This is a genomic window from Streptomyces erythrochromogenes, assembly GCF_040684695.1.
In the GTDB taxonomy this organism is placed as follows: Bacteria; Actinomycetota; Actinomycetes; order Streptomycetales; family Streptomycetaceae; genus Streptomyces; species Streptomyces erythrochromogenes_C.
Genome location: NZ_JBFBGM010000055.1, coordinates 1 through 17,079, shown reverse-complemented (window position 1 = coordinate 17,079; position 17,079 = coordinate 1). Strand labels below are relative to the sequence as shown.

The following is a 17,079-nucleotide window of genomic DNA, read 5'->3' as shown; positions in this document are numbered from 1 at the left end:
ACCCCCGCCGGCCTGGTCCAGCAGGTCCTTCAGCGATCCGATCCTTCCCGTCGAGGTCACCGTGTCCTTGGTGTCCGACCAGGTCTGCCCGATGTGCTGGACGCGCCGCTGGAAGGACTTCCGACACGGAGCTCAACTGCGGACGCGTTCGGGACGATCCAGGCGTCGGGCGGCAACGGCATCGTCTTGCCTGCCCGAGACTCGGCTATCTCTACGCCCAGTTCCATGTCGGTCCGCCCCCTTCCGGATGATTCACGTCGCTCGGAACAGTACCTTGATCGAAAAGGTGGACCATCTGTCGGTTCGCCGATGTCGCGCGGGAAGAGGGCTGCGGTCGCCGCGTGCGGAGGGGCACGGGCACTCCTGGCGCAGCTGGGCGCCTCTGATGACTGGTGCCGCAAGCGTGCCGGCGGTTACCGGTGCGGTGTGTCGCCGCCTCGACGGCTCATCCGCGGCCGGTTGTGGGCCCCTTTCCACGAGCCGGAGTGCTCGGGCAGGCGCATGTCCCGAGGGCCGGCCGAGGCGCGACCTCGCGTCGCAGATGCACGCGACCCCCCTTGTGACCTGCGCTGTACCAAAGTGCCAACTATTTTGCTGATTCCGCAGCTCTGGCGGCTGGGCCAATTGGCATCTGCGCAGGCCACGAAAGTTGTTCGGTGCCAACTAGCGTGCACGGTCACACCCGGCTGGCCCGGCTGGTCCGGCTGGCCCGGTTGGGCTACGGGAGGCGGGTTGCGGTGCGGATCAGGTCGGCGACGGCTCTGGAGCGGCTGTGCGGCGGCCAGGCGATCACGGTGGTGACCTTCGGAGCGTCCAGCACGGGCACGGCGGCGAGGTCGGCAGGCAGTTGGGCCCGGCACGACTCGGGCGAGACCGCGAGGGCCCGGCCGAGCGCCACGAGCTGCAGCAGCTGGGCGTGGTCGCGGACCTCGGGGCCGGGGCCGGGCGGGTAACTGCCGTCCGGGCCGGGCCAGCGCGGCAGGGGAAGGCCCGGCAGCCCGGTGATGTCGGCCATGTGCACATGGTCCCGCGCGGTGAGCGGATGCCCGGCCGGCAGGACCACGACCTGGCCCTCCGTGGCGAGTTCCTCGGTGTCGAACCCGGCCGTCGCGTCGAACGGCCGGTGCAGCAGCGCCACGTCGGCCCGGCCCTCGCGCAGGAGTCGTCCTTGCTCGCCCGGGCCGCACAGGATGACCTCGACGGCCACCGCGCCGGGTGCGGCGGCGTACGCGTCGAGCAGGTCCGCCAGCAGTTCGCGGGACGCGCTCGCCTTCGTCACCAGGACCAGGCCGGGACGTCCGGTCACGGACCGGGCGGCGCGGCGGGTGCGGCGTTCGGCGGCGTCGACCGCGGCCAGGGCGGCCCGGCCCTCGGTCAGCAGCACCGAACCGGCCCCGGTCAGCGCCACGGTGCGGCTGGTCCGGTCCAGCAGCGTTGCCCCGAGCCGGCGTTCGAGCTGCTGGATCGCGCGCGACAGGGGCGGCTGCGCGATCCCGAGGCGCTGCGCGGCGCGCCCGAAGTGCAACTCTTCGGCGACGGCGACGAAATACCGCAGTTCCCGGGTCTCCATACAGGCACGCTACCCCGGACCGATACCCGGACGGTATCGACACCCACCCGATCGGTCTTGGACCTCCGCCGGAGTCCGAGGGCAGCATGGCTCCCATGAGCGAACGAACGATTGCGCTGGTCACCGGTGCGAACAAGGGAATCGGCCACGAGATCGCCGCGGGCCTGGGCGCCCTCGGCTGGAGGGTCGGCGTCGGCGCCCGCGACGACGGGCGCCGCGAGGCCGCGGTGGAGCGGCTGCGCGCGGCCGGCGTCGACGCGTTCGGCGTACCGCTGGACGTGACCGACGACGCGAGCGTCACCGCCGCGGCCCGGCTGATCGAGGAACGGGCCGGGGGCCTCGACGTGCTCGTCAACAATGCCGGCATCGCCGGCACCATGCCGCAGGAGCCCACCCGGATCGACCCCGCCGTCATCCGCACGGTCGTCGAGACCAACGTGATCGGCGTCGTCCGCGTCACCAACGCGATGATGCCGCTGCTGCGCCGCTCCGCCGCACCGCGGATCGTCAACATGTCCAGCAGCGTCGGCTCCCTCACCCGGCAGTCGGGGGCCGACGCCGAGCGGACGGCGGGTCCGATCGCCGTGGCGTACGCACCGTCGAAGACGTTCCTGAACGCCGTCACCCTCCAGTACGCGCGGGAGCTGCGCGGCACGAACATCCTGATCAACGCCGGCTGCCCCGGCTACGTCGCGACCGACCTCAACGCCTTCCACGGCGTGCGCACCCCCGAGCAGGGCGCGGCTATCGGCATCAGGCTCGCGACCCTGCCCGACGACGGCCCGACCGGGCAGTTCTTCGACGACGCCGGCGTGGTGCCCTGGTGAGGGGGCGTCCCCGACAGCTCCCGTACGGCGGCGCGTCACCCGGTTCGGCGCCTTCGTTCTTCACTCTCCGCTCTATCGCGAGCACGCTCCGTGCGTCATAGTGGAGCCAAGGGGAGTCCGAACGTGGGGGGATGCTTCGTGATCGAGCAGGCGTACGTTCAAGCCGACGACAAGACCGCACCGACGCTCAAGGAGATCAGGGACCGCATCTCGACGGCGGTGGACGCGACGGAGGGCACCGCCTTCGAACGCCTCAAGTGCTGGCTCCAGATGCCGGTCGACTCCACGTTCGCGAAGATGGTGGACAGTGACTGTCAGGTGCGCGCCAAGAGGGTCGGCGGTCTGCTGAGTCCGGGGGCAGGGGGGCTGTACGACCCCAGCGACCTCTCGGTGGGCATCGGCGTCCCGGCCAAGTGGACCGCCATCGACAAGGCCGTGAAGGCCGAACGCGCCGTGTACGTCAACGGTTCGACCGGACACGTGGGCGGGGCCCAGAGCAAGTTCAACAACGAGCGCAACGCCGGATTCCACGTGATCGTCTTCCTGGCCGTCGGGAAGGAGTCCGACGGGCGCGGCTACTACCTGGGCCTCGACCCTGACGTCAGTGCCACGACCGAGGCCAGGGCTGCGTGGAAGGCGCTCGTCGCCGGCGACACCGAGACGAAGCCGCAGGACTTCACCGCCGCGAAGAGCCTGGAGGTCGTCAAGTCGATGATCCTCGGCAGCGCGGAGGGCGGTTTCGGTCCGCTGGTCCGCAAGTACTACGTCGACACCAGCAAGGCCTTCCCCAAGATCATTCGCGCCTGAGCGCACGGCCTGGTTTCGGGCAGCTCCGTCATCGCGCTGATCAAGGCGACCGAGATCTCCCTCTCCGCCGCCTGATCCACCTGCCCTCCGGCCTCCGCGGCCGTCGAGGTCCCTCGGGCCCCGCACCGACCCCTTCCGGTGCGGGGCCCGACCCGTGCCCCCGGAGCCCTCCGGTGCGTGTCACGGCGGGGCGAGCCCGGTGCCTCATCCAAGAGGTCGGTCTGTGACAATGGCCAGCATCTGCCATGACAGTGGCCGCAACGAACTCGCACATGCCGGTTCGGGTGGCGCGAGGACAAGAGGTACGCGGTGCCGGGCGAACCACTCCCTCCGGGGCAGCGCATGGCCAAGGGCTGGCCGGTCTCCCACTACGGCCCGGTCCCCAGGTTCCGGGCCGACCGCTGGAACCTCCAGGTCTTCGGGGCCACCGCGACCGGCGACAAGTACTCCTGGACCTTCGACGAGGTCATGGCTCTGCCCGCCACGACGATCACCGCGGACCTGCACTGCGCCGCGGGCACGACGACCGTCGGCCACGAGTTCTACGGCGTACCCGCGGCCGTCCTGCTGGACCTGGCACCCCCGGCTCCGGACGTCACCCACGTCATGGCCTGGGCGGAGTACGGGTACAGCGCGAACCTGCGCCTCGCGGACTTCACCTCGGACCGGACCGTCATGGCCACCCACCACGACGGAGAGCCGCTGACCGCCGAGCACGGCTTCCCGCTGCGGCTGGTCGTCCCGCACCTGTACGGATACAAGGGCCCGAAGTGGCTGCGCGCCATCGAGTACATGACCCAGGACCGACGCGGATTCTGGGAGGAGCGCGGCTACCACAACATCGCCGACCCGTGGACGGGCCGGCGCCACTCCTACCAGGAGGACGACGACGGGTAGGGCTCCCGGCCGGACCGGCAGGGCCTCACGGAGCCGGATCCCGGCCAGGTCCCCGATCCGGTCGGTCCACCACCTCCCTCTCGTACGGATGGGCAGGCTCAGGGGGTCGCGCGGACGATGACGAGCGATCCCTCGTAGGTGGGCTGGTGGCGCAGGCGGCCGAACTCCGCGTCCCAGGCCCCGGAGTTCAGATCGCTGCGCAAGGACCGGTCGAAGTGCTCGCGGACCCGGTCGTCGACGAAGCTCCACGCCGAGCAGGCCTGGCGGGCGGCCGGGTCCAGCAGCATCTCCGGACGGCCGTAGTACGCCTCGTTGAACCCGCCCGTGCAGTGCAGCGGGATCGGCACCGTCTGTACGACGCCGGTCCCGCCGAGGGCGGACGCCAGCTCCTCCACGGTCGGGTGGCGGCGTGCCTCCGCTTCCAGCACCTCGGGCGCGTACCGGTGCAGCCAGAAGTCGCCCACGAGGGCGGGATCGCAGGTCAGGATGACCACGGGGCCGCGGGTGACGCGCCGCATCTCGCGCAGGCCCGCCCGTACGTCGGACCACTGGTCCACGCTGAACAGCGTCATCGCCGCGTCGAACTCCCCGTCCCCGAACGGCAGGTCCTCGGCCACGGCGTCGATCGCCCCGGCCGGGCGGGCCGGCCGCCGGACGCGCATCGGCCCGGACGGTTCGACCGCCGTCACCGTGCGCGCGGAACTCTCGTACGATCCGGCGCCCGCACCGACGTTGAGCACGCTGCGTGCGTCGCCCAGGGCCTCGGCGACGAACCGGGCGATCTGCTCGTCCGGTCGGCGGTGTGCGGAGTACCCGCCGCCGATCCCGCCGTGGCCGACGTCGACGGCGCTGCCGACCTGGGTGCGTGTCGTCATGGGTTACCTCGCCTCGTGAGCAGGACGGTCAGGACAGTGGGGACGGGGCCCGCCCGCCCGCGGTTGTGCCGCGGGGTGGACGGAGAGGGTGGAGAGGGCCGGCCGGGGGCTCACGACCAGAGCAGGAACCGGTCCCAGCCGTTCCGGCTCCGTTCGTAGCGCAGCCGGGTGTGGACGCGGGTCTTCGACGCCTGCCAGAACTCCACTTCCCCCGGGGACAGGGTGTAGAGCGTCCAGGCCGAGTCGACGAGGGAGGGCTCCCGGTCGAGCGTCGCCAGCGCCTTCTCCAGGGCCTGGTCCCGTTCGGTGGTGTCCACGAGGTACTGGCTCTGGCGGGCCAGGAGTGCCTCGGCGCGCGCGGTGGCCGACCGCGCGAGGAAGTCCTCCGCGTTCTCCCGGGCGGTCCCCGGCGTCACCTGCCCGCGCAGCCGGACCTGCCGGCCGTGCTCGGGCCAGTAGAACGTCAGCGCGGCCCGCGGGTGCACGGCCAGTTGGCGGCCCTTGGGGCTGAAGCCGTGCCCGGCGAACTGCCAGCCGGAGGCGGACACGCCCTTGAGGATCAGGACGCGCGCGTCGGGGTCACCCGCCTCGTCCACGGTGGACAGGGTCATGGCGTGCGGATCGCGCAGCCCGTCCGCCACGGCGTCGGACAGCCAGGACAGGAAGAGGCGGACCGGATCGTCCGGGGCCTGTTCGGTCGCGAACCCGGGCAACGGCCCCGCGAAGACTTCGATGCTCCGAAGCCACCCGCGGACCTCGCCACCCTGCTCTCCGTCGCCCACCTGCCGCCTCCTCCACAGGACACCTTCGGATCTCATCCTGCATCTGCGGCCAATATTCGACAATCACCTGGCAAATGCTTGTCGAAAACCCCAAAGGTCACCGTGTCTGCGCGACAGGTATTGGATGTAGTCACAAGGCGGGCAGCGCCGAGTGCTGCGCAACGGTCCGGCTGCCGTGCGCGACGTTTCGGTCGTCGCCGAGCGGGCACAGCAGGCACAGCAAGGCTCGCTGCCTCCCGCACGGCCCCGACTTCACGGAGAACACGTGCCGCAGGACGTGGAGTTCCACCTTCCCTTCCCGGTTGCCTCCAGTCCGGACCTGGAGGGCGCGCGACGGCGGAATCTGGAGTGGGTGCGGCGGGTGGGCCTGGTCGGTGAGGGCCGCTCCGCCCAGTGGTACGCGGCCTGGGACATGCCGGCTCTGGCCGCGCTGGGCTTCCCGTACGCCCGGGGCGGGATGCTGGATCTGTGCGCGGACGCGATGGCGTTCTTCTTCGTCTTCGACGACCAGTTCGACGGAGTTCTGGGCCGGACACCCGCGCGGGCCGCGACCGTCTGCCAGAAGATGATCGACATCGTCCACGGCGTGCCGCCCGGCCGGGACGCGGACGCGTGCTCGGTGGCGTTCGCCGACGTCTGGGCGCGCAGCACCGACGGTGCGCGTCCCGGCTGGGTGGCCCGGGTGGCGCACGAGTGGGAGTACTACTTCGCGGCGCACGCCCACGAGGCGATGGGCCGCCTGCGCGGCACCCCGGCCGACCTGGAGACCTACCTCCAGGTCCGGCGGGGGATCGCCGGCACCGACCTGCCGCTCTCCCTCGGCGAGCGGGCGGCCGCGGTCACCGTCGCCCCGGCCGTCTTCCACAGCCCGGAGCTGCGCCTCATGCGGCGGGCTGCCATCGACGTCACGCTGATGTGCAACGACGTCTACTCCCTGGAGAAGGAGGAGGCCCGCGGCGACATGGACAACCTCGTCCTGGTCCTCGAACACGGCCGCCGCTGCACCCGCGGGGAAGCCGTCGCCGGAGCGCGCGAGGAGGTCCGGCGGCGCGTCGTACGGTTCCAGGAGCTGGCACTGCGGGTACCCGGACTGTGCGCGCTGCTGGGGCTCACCGCCCGGGAGGCGGCCGCCGTGGACCGGTACGTCGAGGCGATGGCCCTGTGGATGAGCGGCTACCACGCCTGGCAGACCCGGACCCACCGCTACACCGACGCCCCCAGCGTCGTGCCCGCCACGGGACCGGGCTACTTAGACCGGGTGCTCGGCCCTGACGCGTGATCCCGGCCGGCCGTCGGGGCGCCGCGTACGCAGCGGGAGGACCGGCCACGATCGGTGGAGAGCGAGCCCGTTAGGGTCGGGGACATGACGCCCTCCCCCGTCGGCAGTGCCTTCGATTCGCTCCGCCGCGACGCCGTGTCCGATCCGGACGCGCTGCGCCGCGTCTACGCACTGCCCAAGGACACGGCCGTACGCAAGCAGATGACCGAACTCACCTACCAGACCCGGCGGTTGATCGGCTGCTCCTCGCTGGTCCTGGTCGCCAGCGCGGACGCCGACGGCAACTGCGACGTCTCCCCGCGCGGCGGCCCCGCCGGATTCGTCGCCGTCCTGGACGCGCGCACGGTGGCGATCCCGGACGCCACCGGCAACAAGCGCCTGGACACCCTGCGCAACGTCGTCGCCACCGGGCGGGCCGGGCTGCTGTTCGTCATTCCGGGGCGCACGACGACGCTCAGGGTGAACGGCCGGGCCTGCGTCTCCACCAGCCCGGAGCTGCTGTCGCAGCTGACCGCCGTGGGCAGGCCGCCGGCCAGCGCGCTGGTGTTGGGCATCGAGGAGGTCTACCCGCACTGCCCCAAGTCGTTCCTGCGCAGCGGGGCCTGGAAACCGGAGCAGTGGCTGCCGGCCGGCGCCCAGCCGACCTCGGCCGAGGTGACGCTGGCCCAGCTGCGGATGCCGGAGCTGACGATCGCCGACATCGAGCAGGCGGAGGCGGACTCGCTCACGTACCGGTACGAGTGACAGCCGGCCGGTGACCGCCGACGGCTGCGCCGGCGCTGACGACGGCCGCCGACGGCGGTGCTGGCGCGTCCGACCGCGCCCGCTCCCCGCACGTCTCAGCCGAGCGCCGGCAGCGGTTCGCGCGACGCGTGCCAGGCGGGCGGGAGCGCGGCGACGCCCGTGCGGGCGGCGATCACCCCGCCCGCGATGGCGCAGGTGGTGTCGATGTCGCCCCGCCCGGCGACGGTGGACCACAGGCCCTCGTGGAGGTCGTCGAGGTGTCCCGCCGCACACCAGAGGGCGAAGGGGACGGTGTCCGGGCCGGACATCCGGTAGCCGGAGCCCAGGACCTCCGCGGCGTGCCGGACCGAGGCGCGCCCCGGCATCCGGGCCCCGATCCGCACCCCCGACCGGACGTCGCTGTCGGGCAGTCGGGCGGCGACCGCCCGCAGGAAGTCCGGGCGGTCCGGCGCCGGACCGCCGCGGCTGCGCGTCGCGAGCGCGGCGGCGACGGCCACCGCCACCGCGCCGGCCACCGCCTCGGGGTGGTGGTGCGAGACCACGCTCTGCTCGGCGGCCCGTTCGGCGACGGCGTCGAGGTCGGCGGCGTGCCAGGCGCCGAGCGGTGCCACGCGCATGGCCGCGCCGTTGCCCCAGGAGCCCTGGCCGTCGAACTGCCCCGCCACCACCTCCCGCCACGGCTCGCCCGCGCCGATCCGGCGGAGCACGTCGTGCATCGAGGCGCCGTAGCCGCGGTGCGTGTCGTCGGCGTAGGCCGCGGCGAGGCGGCGGGCGAAGCGGTCCTGGTCGATCGCGCCGCCGCCCTCGGCGAGTTCCCGTACGAGGACGAGCGCCTGCGCGGTGTCGTCGGTCCACTGCCACAACGGCTCCGCGGGCACGGTCCGTGCCTCCAGGGCCGCCGGGCCCTCGCGGCGCAGGATGCCGAACCAGCGGTCACCGAAGGCGTCGCCGAAGGCGAGCCCGGACAACGAGTCGAGAGCGGCGGCAGGCGGGGCGACGGGCACGTTGATCATCGGATCAGTATCGGCATCCGACGGTGCCCCGGCATTCCGATTGCGCGGGCCGGCGCGGCGGGCACGGAGCCGCCCCCCCCGGCGGGTCAGGGCGCTTCGGGGGCCGGGGGCGGTTCGACCAGGTGGCCGTCGCGCAGTTCCACCACGCGGTCGGCGAGTTCGATCAGGTTGGGGTCGTGGGTGGCCACGAGGACGGTGACCGACTCGCTGCGCACCACGGCGCGCAGCAACTCCATGATCGAGCGGCCCGTTTCGGAGTCGAGCTGGCCCGTGGGCTCGTCCGCGATGATCAGGTCGGGGTCGTTGGCCAGGGCGCGGGCCACCGCCACGCGCTGCTGCTGGCCGCCGGAGAGTTCGCCCGGGCGCTGCTCGGCGTGGTCCGCGAGGCCGACCAGGGCGAGCAGGGTACGGGCGCGCTCCTCGCGCTCCCTCGCCGGGACGCGGCGCAGCCGCATCGGCACGCCGACGTTCTCGGCGGCGGTGAGGACGGGAATCAGGCCGAAGGACTGGAAGACGAAGCCGATGCGGTCACGGCGCAGGGCGAGCAGGTCGGGCTCGCCCAGGGCCGCCAGGTCGGTGCCGTCGACGCTGATCCGGCCGCTCGTCGGGGTGTCGAGGCCGCCGACCAGGTTCAGCAGGGTGGTCTTGCCCGAGCCCGACCGGCCCTTGAGGGCGGTGAGTTCGCCCCGGCGGACCTCGAAGGACACACCGCGCAGGGCGTGGACGGCCTGCGCCCCGCTGCCGAAGCTGTGGCGCACGTCGTCCACGACCACGATCGGTGTGCCGCCGGCCTTCCGCGCCGCCGGTACCGTGGCCGTTTCCTGGTGGTCCGTCATCGCCTGTAACCCCCCGTTGGGTCGTCCGAGCGGAGCGTCTGACTCCGGGTCTCGCGCCCGCGCCCGCCGCCGCTGCAACATTCTGATCGCATTTGCGCATCCGTCGCACCAATCACGCAAGCCCCTTCCGCCCATGGCTCGAATCTGACAACATCGTCCGCTATCCGGTACCTGGGGTCCGGACGGGGGAGGAACTCAACACGTGCTCGGCTTCGTCGTGCGCCGACTGCGCGGGCGATGGCCGCTCGCCGTCGCCGTGCTGCTCACCGTACTGATCACCGCGACCGCTCTGACCGCGCTGACGGCGTTCACCCGTGGCGTGGGGGAGGAGGGGCTCCGGCGGGCCCTGACCGGCCCGGAACGGCCCCGGACCGCCGTCGTCATCACCAGCGGCCATCCCGCGGAGTCCCGCACCAAGGACGACGCGTCCGTACGGGCCTACGCGGACCAGGTGTTCGGGCGGCTCCCCGTGACCGCCGAGAGCGTGGCCCGCAGCCGTTCGTACGGCCTGCCCGGCGCTGCCGCCTCGGGCCAGGACGCCGACCTGACCCTGCTCGCGGCCTTCAGCCGGGAGCACGTACAGCTGACCGCCGGCCAGTGGCCGGGGCAGGTCGCCCCCGGCGCCGGGACCGCCCCCGCACCCGTACAGGTCGCCGCACCGCGGGCCGCCCTCGCCCGGCTCGGCCTCGCCGAATCCGCCCTGCCCGCAACCGTCCGGCTCGACGACCGGTTCGGCGGCCCACAGCTCACCGTGCTCGTCACCGGCGTGTACCGGGCCGCCGACCCGGACGCCGGATACTGGCGCCTGGACCCGCTCGGCGGCCGCGAGGTCCAGTCCAGCACCCTCGCCACCTACGGACCGCTCCTGGTGGACGACAGCGCCTTCACCACGGGCGCCCTCCTCCAGAACTACCGCCTCACCCTCCTCACTCCGGACCTCGCCACCCTCCGCACCGCCGAGGCCGAGACGATCCGGGGCGCGACGGAACCCGCCGCGGCCGCCCTGGAGCGCAGCACCTCCCTGCGGGCCGCCACCGACCTGCCGAAGGTCCTCGCCGAGCTGGACTCCGGCCTGCGCGTCGCCCGCTCCACCCTGATGATGGGCGCCCTCCAGCTCGCCGTCCTCGCCACCGCCGCCCTGCTCCTCGTCTCCCACATCGTCACCGTCCGCCAGGAGCCGGAACGCGTCCTGCTCACCGCCCGCGGCGCCTCCCGCCGCCGGCTCGGAGCCCTGAGCGCGGCCGAGTCCCTGCTGCTCGCCCTGCCCGCCGCCGTCCTGGCACCGCTGCTGACCCCGCCGCTGCTGCGCCTGTTCAGCCGGTTCGGACCGCTGGAGCGGGTCCACCTGGAGATCCCGGACACCTGGCTGGTCTGGCCCGTCGCGGCCGGCTGCGCCCTGGCCTGCGTCCTGCTCACGACCCTGCCCTCCGTCCTGCGCGGCGCCTCGGCCGCTGTCCTGCGCCGCGCCGGCAGCCGCCAGGCGGTGGTGACCGGAGCCGCCCGCTCCGGCCTGGACCTGGCCGTGGTGGTCCTCGCCGTCCTCGGCTACCAGCAGCTGTCGCAGTACGGCGGTTCCGACGCCCCGCCGCCCGCCACCGGCTTCGGCGGCGGGCTCGGCGTGGACCCCGTCCTGGTCGCCGCCCCGGCCCTCGCCCTGTGCGGAGGCACCCTCCTCGTCCTGCGCCTGCTGCCGTTCGCCGCCCGCGCCGGAGGACGCCTGGCCGCGCGCGGCCGGAGCCTGGCCCCGGCGCTCTTCGGCTGGCAGCTCGCCCGCCGCCCCGGCCGGGCCACCGGACCCGTGCTGCTCCTCGTACTCGCCGTCTCCAGCGGCATCCTGGCCCTCGGCCAGGACTCCGCCTGGTCCGCCTCCCAGCGCGACCAGGCCGACTTCGCCACCGCCGGCGGCCTGCGGATCTCCGCGAGCAGCATGCCCGCGATGGGACAGGCCGGACGCTACGGGGCACTCCCGGGCGGCGACCGCCTCAACCCGGTGGTCCGCCGCGAGCAGCAACTGCCCGGCGGGGTCGTCGCCGACGTCCTCGCGCTCGACGCCGCCAAGGCCGGCGAACAGGTACCGCTCCGCAGCGACCTCCGGGGCGGCCGCGACATGCGCGAACTCTTCGCCCCGCTCGCCGACATCGCCGACCGGGCCCCCGGTGTCGCCCTGCCCGGCACCCCGCGCCGGGTCGACCTCGATGTGAGCGTACGGTCCTCCGGAACCGGCTGGGCCGCCGTCAGCGTGCTGCTGCGCGACCGGTTCGGGGCGGTCCACGGCACGCAGTCGGTCACCCTGCCCGCGGGCGGGAACGCCACCCTCGCCTTCCCCCTGGACACGCTGACCGGCGCCCCGATCGGATCGGCCGCGGCCCCGCTGACCCTGGCGGGCCTGCGCCTGTCCTACGCCGGGGACGGCGGCCCGCCCGGCGACGGCAGCGAACTGACCCTGCGCCGGATCGCCGTCTCCGACACCGTCGACGGCGCCGCGACGGCGGTTCCCGCACCCGCCACCGCCGGCCCGGCCGGCTGGCGCGCCCTGCCCCCGCAGGGGCAGCGCATCCAGCGGGCCCCCGAACCGACCCCCGTCCCCGCCGGATCCACGGACCTGGCACGGCTGCGCTACTGGGGCGGGTTCGGCACCGACCGGGGTGTCACCGTCGTCCTGCTCCCGGCGGCCGCCGCGCCCCCCGCCGACGCGGTCCCGGCCGTCGCCACCCACCGCTACCTGCGCACAGTGGGCGCCGCCGTCGGCGACACCGTCCCGGTCCCGATGGACGGCGCGACCGTCCCCATGCGGATCACCGCCGCCGTGGAGTCCCTGCCCGTGGCCGGACGGACGGCGCTCGCCGCCGACCTGCGCACCCTCGGCCGGTTCCTGCTGGAATCCGCCGGCCGGCAGCCCGGTACGCCCACCGAGTGGTGGCTGCCCGCCGCCTCCTCCGCCGACCCGGTCCCCGCCCGCGCCGCCGCCGAACTGCGCGCCGGAGTCAGGACCGAGCGCGTCCAACTCCGCGAGGAGATCACCGACCGCCTGCTCGACGACCCGCTGAGCGCCGGCCCGCAGAGCGCGCTGGCCGCCCTCGCCGTCGCCTGCGCGGTCCTCGCCGCCATCGGCTTCGCGACGTCCACGGCCGCCGAACGAAGGGTGCGGGGCCGGGAGTTCTCCGTCCTGCTCGCACTCGGCACCCCCCGCCGGTCACTGGCCGCGGCGGCCGCCGCCGAGGGCGGGGTGCTGATCCTCATCGGGACCGCCGTCGGCACCGGGCTCGGCGTGGCCCTCGTCCACCTGATGGCGCCGCTGATCGTGCTGACCCCCTCGGCCGGCCGGCCGTTCCCGCCCGTGCGGGTGGACATGCCGCTCGGGCAGATCCTGCTGACGGCCGCCGCCATCGCCGCCGTACCCCTGCTGTCGGCCGTCTTCAGCGGCCCCCGGGGCCGCGACATCGCCGCCCGGCTGCGCCCCGTGGAGGAGATGTGACCACCCCGCCGTCCGCCACCCCGCCGCCGTCCGGCCCGAGCAGTGCGACGCCGTCCACCCCCCGTACACGGTCCGCCGCACGGCCGCCCGCGGCTCGGCGGTCCGGGCCGCGCCCCGCGCCGTGGGTACGGACCCGGCTGCGCGCGGCCCCGCTCGGGACCCTGCTCGCCGCCGCGCTCGCGTTCGTCGCCGTGCTGCTCGCCGCCGCGCTGCCGCGGGCCCAGGACCGCGGCGCCGACCAGGCCCTCCGGTCCTTCCTGAACGACGCCGGACCGACCCGCACCAGCCTCCAGGCGACCGCGCCGGCCCCGGCGTCCGGGCAGAGCGCCCAGGCCCTGGACCACACGCTGAAGAGCCTGCTCGCCCGTACCGGCAACACCTTCCACGTCGAGGCCGACAAGGTCGTGCACGGCACGCGGACCAACAAGCGGCAGCCCCTGATGAATCCGGAGCTCTCCCGCCCGCACCGCCTCCCGCCCGAGATGTCCCTGCTGTACGTCCAGCAGGCGCAGGAGCACGTGCAACTGGTGGAGGGGCGCTGGCCGACCGGCACCCCCCGGCCCGCCGGAGGCGCCCCCGCCTACGCACCGCCGCTCCAGGTCGCCCTGTCGCGGCAGGCCGCCGAAACCATCGGCGCCCGCGTCGGATCCGTGCTGGCGAGCGCCCCCCTGGTCGACGGCACGCCGTCCGTGGAGGTCGTGGGCCTCTTCTCGGCCAAGGACGAGACCGAGGACTTCTGGGTGGGCATGGACTGCCTCCCGCGCGCCTGCAAGAAGACCGTCGGGGACAGCTACCTGTGGGAGGCCGACGCCCTGATCGGGGCCGGCGACCTCGACCGGGTGGACCTCTGGGGCCACGACGCCCAGGACTTCTGGCGCCTCCCGGTCGACGTCGACCGCCTGCGGGCCGACCGGCTCGACGCCACGAAGGAGGAGATCGCCTCCTTTGTGGTAGGACCCACCGCCGCCGTCCTCGCGTTCGACACGCGCCGCGAGCGGCTGCGGACCACCTCGTGGCTGCCCGAACTGTTCGAGGAGGCCCACGGACGCAGACAGGCGGCCGCGCCGCTCGCGCTGATCGGACCCGCCGGCGTCGGCGGGGTCGCTTTCGTCGTCCTGTGCCTGGCCGGCGCGCTCGCCGCGGACCGGCGGGACGCCGAACTGCGGCTGCTGCTGGCGCGCGGCGGCTCCCGCTCCGCCATCGTCGGCCGGCTCCTCCGGGAGGGCGCCGTCACCGTCCTCCCGGCGGCGGCCGCGGCCACCGCGCTCGCCGTCCTCCTGCTGCCCACCCCCCGGATCGCCCCCGCACTGCTCTGCGCCGCGACCGTCGCGGTGCTCGCCCTGCTGGCCTTCCCGGTACGGGCGGCCGTGCTGCTGACCCCGGCGCGCCCGGCGGGTCGCTGGCGCCGGCCCGTGGCCGAACTGCTCGTCCTCGCCGCCACGGCCGCCGCCGTCCTGGAGGTCCGCCGCCGCGGGGTCGCCCCCGCGGGCAGCGACCCGGACCCGCTGCTGGTCGTGTCCCCGCTGCTGCTCGCCCTGTGCGGCGCGCTGCTGCTGGCCCGGGTCCAGCCGGTGGTGACCGGGTGGTTCGCCCGGGTGGCCGGCCGCCGCTCCGGACTGGTCGGCTTCCTGGGACTGGCCCGGGCCGCCCGCGGCTCCGGTGCCCGCGGCGCCGGAAGCAGGGGCCCCTCGGTCCTGCCGATGGTCGCCCTGCTCCTCGCCATCACCACCGGCGGGTTCGGAGCTGCCGTCCTGCATTCCGTGGAAGCCAACCGGCTCGGCGTCGCCCGGCTGTCGGTCGGCGGCGACGCCGCGATCTCGGCCTTCGGCAAGGCGGAACTCCCGGACGGCCTCGCGAAGGCCGCCGGCGAACTGCCGGGCGTACGCACGTCCGTGCCGCTGTGGATCGACCACGACTCCGCCCTCGTCGGCACCGTCCAGCGCTCCAGCCAGGTCAACCTGATCGTCGTCGAGCCGGCCGAGTACGCGGAACTCTCCCGCGTCCTCGGCTGCGGCGCCTTCGACCCCGCCCTGCTCAGCGAGGGCGGCGGGGCGTCCGCGGACGCGCCGGTGCCCGCGCTGTTCAGCTCCGGCGTGGCACGCCTGGGCGGCTCCGGAACCTTCACGGTCCAGCCCGGCGGCGGTGGCGAGGTGCGGGTCCGCGGCGCCGCCGTGATCGACTGCACCCCGGCGGTCCCGGCCGCCGACGCCGCGACCGTCGTCCTGCCCGCGGGCCGCGCGACGTCCCTCATCGGCGGCTCCGACCGCCCGAACCGGTGGTTCGGCCTCGGCCCCGTCGACGGTGACCGGCTGCGCGCGCTGGTCCGGTCCGCGCTTCCGCCGGAGGCCACGCCCCCGGCGCCTGCCGCGTCCGCGTCCACGTCAGCGTCTCCGGCGGCCACGGCGGCGTCCCCCGCCCCCGGGACCGGGCCGGCCGACGAGGTGTACCCCGTGCGCACCAGCGCCGACGCCGTCGCCGAACTGGGCGCCGACCCGCTGCAGCGATCGGCGGAGCGCCTCTTCTGGGCCTCCGTGGCCGGAGCGGCCGGCTTCGCCCTGCTGGCCGTACTCCTGACGCTGATGCGGACCGTGCCCGAACGCGCGGCGCTGCTGGCCCGGCTGCGCACGATGGGCCTGCGCCGCCGCCAGGGCGTCGCGCTGATCCTCGCCGAGACCCTCCCGCAGACCCTGGCCGCGGCACTCGGCGGGGCCCTGGTGGCCGGCGCCGCGGTGGCGCTGCTGGGTCCGGCGATGGACCTCTCCACCCTGGTCGGCGCGAGCGTGCCGACCGGCGTACGGCTCACGGCAGGACCCGTACTGACCCAGGCCCTGGGCCTGGCCGCCCTGGTCGCCGCGGCCGTGCTCGTCGAGGCGGCGACATCCGGGCGACGGCAGATCACCACCGAGTTGAGAGCGGGAGACCAGCGTTGAACAGCGACCAGCCGACGTACGAGGAGCTGCGCCGCCGGGCGACGGCCGCCGCGGAGCCCCGCACCCAGGCGACGGACGCCGCGATCGCCTGCGACCGCCTGGTCCGGATCTTCAGTACGGACGGCATCGAGGTGCAGGCCCTCCAGGGGCTGGAACTGACGGTGGCGCAGGGCGACCTGGTGGCCCTCGTGGGCGCCTCGGGCAGCGGCAAGTCCACCCTCCTGAACATCCTGGCGGGACTGGACGTCCCGACGGCGGGCAGCGCGGCCGTCGCCGGCTACGACCTGCTGGAACTGACGGCCCGGGACCGGCTGCGCTACCGGCGCGAAGCGGTCGGGTTCGTCTTCCAGCAGACGGCCCGCAACCTGCTCCCGTTCCTGACGGCGGCCCAGAACGTGGCCCTGCCGATGCAGTTGAAGGGCGGCGGCCCCCGCCGCGGAGCGAGCGCCCGCCACACGGCCCGGGTGGCGGAGATCCTGGACGCCCTCGGGATCGGCGACCTGGCGCACCGGCGCCCGGCGGAACTCTCCGGCGGCCAGCAGCAGCGCGTCGCGATCGCGGTGGCCATGGCCAACGACCCCAAGGTTCTGCTGGCCGACGAACCCACCGGCGAACTCGACTCCGAGACGGCCGCGGCCGTCTTCGAGGCCTTCCGCACGGTCAACAAGGAACTCGGCGTCACGGTGGTCATCGTGACGCACGACCCCATGGTGGCCGGCGAGGTCCGCCGCACGGTCGCCATCCGCGACGGCCGCACCAGCAGCGAGGTCCTGCGGCGCCTCGTCACCGACGAGCACGGCGAGGAATCGATCAGCGAACGCGAGTACGTCGTCCTGGACCGCTCGGGACGCGTCCAGCTCCCCGCGAAGTTCCTGGAAGCCCTGGGCATGGAGCACCGCGTGGCGGTCGACCTGGCGGCGGACCACATCGAGCTCCGCCCGGACCGCGTCTAGGCCGTCTCTTTCGGATCTTGTCGGCCGAGCCCGCGTTGTCCGGTGCCGTGCATCGCAAGGCGGAGGAGCTCCTCGTGTACTGGCCGTACTC

The 17,079-nt window shown here is 74.3% G+C and carries 13 protein-coding genes; 8 read left to right on the top strand and 5 right to left on the bottom strand.

Going from position 1 to position 17,079, the window contains the following annotated elements:
* Positions 1–718 precede the first annotated feature (718 nt).
* Positions 719–1,570, bottom strand: coding sequence for a LysR family transcriptional regulator (locus AB0O53_RS38050; protein ID WP_350993741.1), 852 nt, complete (start codon positions 1,568–1,570; stop codon positions 719–721).
* Positions 1,571–1,665: 95 nt separating this feature from the next.
* Here AB0O53_RS38050 and AB0O53_RS38045 point away from each other — a divergent pair, with 95 nt between their 5' ends.
* From AB0O53_RS38045 to AB0O53_RS38035, 3 genes are all read left to right on the top strand, one after another.
* On the top strand, positions 1,666–2,397 hold the full coding sequence (locus AB0O53_RS38045) for an SDR family oxidoreductase (protein ID WP_365201779.1): 732 nt from the start codon (positions 1,666–1,668) through the stop codon (positions 2,395–2,397).
* Positions 2,398–2,535: 138 nt separating this feature from the next.
* Positions 2,536–3,204, top strand: a complete 669-nt coding sequence (locus AB0O53_RS38040) for a hypothetical protein (protein WP_365201776.1) — start codon at positions 2,536–2,538, stop codon at positions 3,202–3,204.
* Between the two features lie 342 nt (positions 3,205–3,546).
* Entirely contained in the window at positions 3,547–4,101 is a 555-nt protein-coding gene (locus tag AB0O53_RS38035) for a molybdopterin-dependent oxidoreductase (RefSeq protein WP_350993735.1), read from the top strand.
* A 98-nt stretch (positions 4,102–4,199) separates the two neighbouring features.
* Here the strand turns inward: AB0O53_RS38035 and AB0O53_RS38030 are convergent, their stop codons facing one another.
* On the bottom strand, positions 4,200–4,976 hold the full coding sequence (locus AB0O53_RS38030; RefSeq protein WP_365201772.1) for a class I SAM-dependent methyltransferase: 777 nt from the start codon (positions 4,974–4,976) through the stop codon (positions 4,200–4,202).
* A gap of 110 nt (positions 4,977–5,086) precedes the next feature.
* Positions 5,087–5,758 (bottom strand): pyridoxine/pyridoxamine 5'-phosphate oxidase, encoded by a 672-nt coding sequence (locus tag AB0O53_RS38025; RefSeq protein ID WP_350993732.1) that lies wholly within the window; start codon positions 5,756–5,758, stop codon positions 5,087–5,089.
* Between the two features lie 265 nt (positions 5,759–6,023).
* On the opposite strand from AB0O53_RS38025, the gene AB0O53_RS38020 reads away from it, so the two are divergent.
* A complete protein-coding gene (locus tag AB0O53_RS38020) occupies positions 6,024–7,037 on the top strand; it encodes a terpene synthase family protein (protein ID WP_365201768.1) in 1,014 nt (337 codons plus the stop codon).
* 84 nt (positions 7,038–7,121) lie between these two features.
* On the top strand, positions 7,122–7,781 hold the full coding sequence (locus AB0O53_RS38015; RefSeq protein WP_365201765.1) for an MSMEG_1061 family FMN-dependent PPOX-type flavoprotein: 660 nt from the start codon (positions 7,122–7,124) through the stop codon (positions 7,779–7,781).
* A gap of 95 nt (positions 7,782–7,876) precedes the next feature.
* On the opposite strand, the gene AB0O53_RS38010 is transcribed toward AB0O53_RS38015, so the two are convergent.
* Positions 7,877–8,794 (bottom strand): ADP-ribosylglycohydrolase family protein, encoded by a 918-nt coding sequence (locus AB0O53_RS38010; RefSeq protein WP_350993726.1) that lies wholly within the window; start codon positions 8,792–8,794, stop codon positions 7,877–7,879.
* 86 nt (positions 8,795–8,880) lie between these two features.
* A complete protein-coding gene (locus AB0O53_RS38005) occupies positions 8,881–9,630 on the bottom strand; it encodes an ABC transporter ATP-binding protein (RefSeq protein WP_350993724.1) in 750 nt (249 codons plus the stop codon).
* 202 nt (positions 9,631–9,832) lie between these two features.
* Here AB0O53_RS38005 and AB0O53_RS38000 point away from each other — a divergent pair, with 202 nt between their 5' ends.
* From AB0O53_RS38000 to AB0O53_RS37990, 3 genes are read left to right on the top strand one after another with little or no spacing between them, the layout of a single operon-like run.
* Positions 9,833–13,105, top strand: a complete 3,273-nt coding sequence (locus AB0O53_RS38000; RefSeq protein ID WP_365201761.1) for an FtsX-like permease family protein — start codon at positions 9,833–9,835, stop codon at positions 13,103–13,105.
* Positions 13,102–16,035 (top strand): hypothetical protein, encoded by a 2,934-nt coding sequence (locus tag AB0O53_RS37995; protein WP_365201759.1) that lies wholly within the window; start codon positions 13,102–13,104, stop codon positions 16,033–16,035. The genes AB0O53_RS38000 and AB0O53_RS37995 overlap by 4 nt, the downstream gene beginning before the upstream one ends.
* The gene (locus tag AB0O53_RS37990; protein WP_435886734.1) at positions 16,032–16,988 is read left to right on the top strand and encodes an ABC transporter ATP-binding protein; all 957 of its coding nucleotides are present in this window, start codon (positions 16,032–16,034) and stop codon (positions 16,986–16,988) included. Before AB0O53_RS37995 ends, AB0O53_RS37990 begins: the two co-directional genes overlap by 4 nt.
* Positions 16,989–17,079 lie beyond the last annotated feature (91 nt).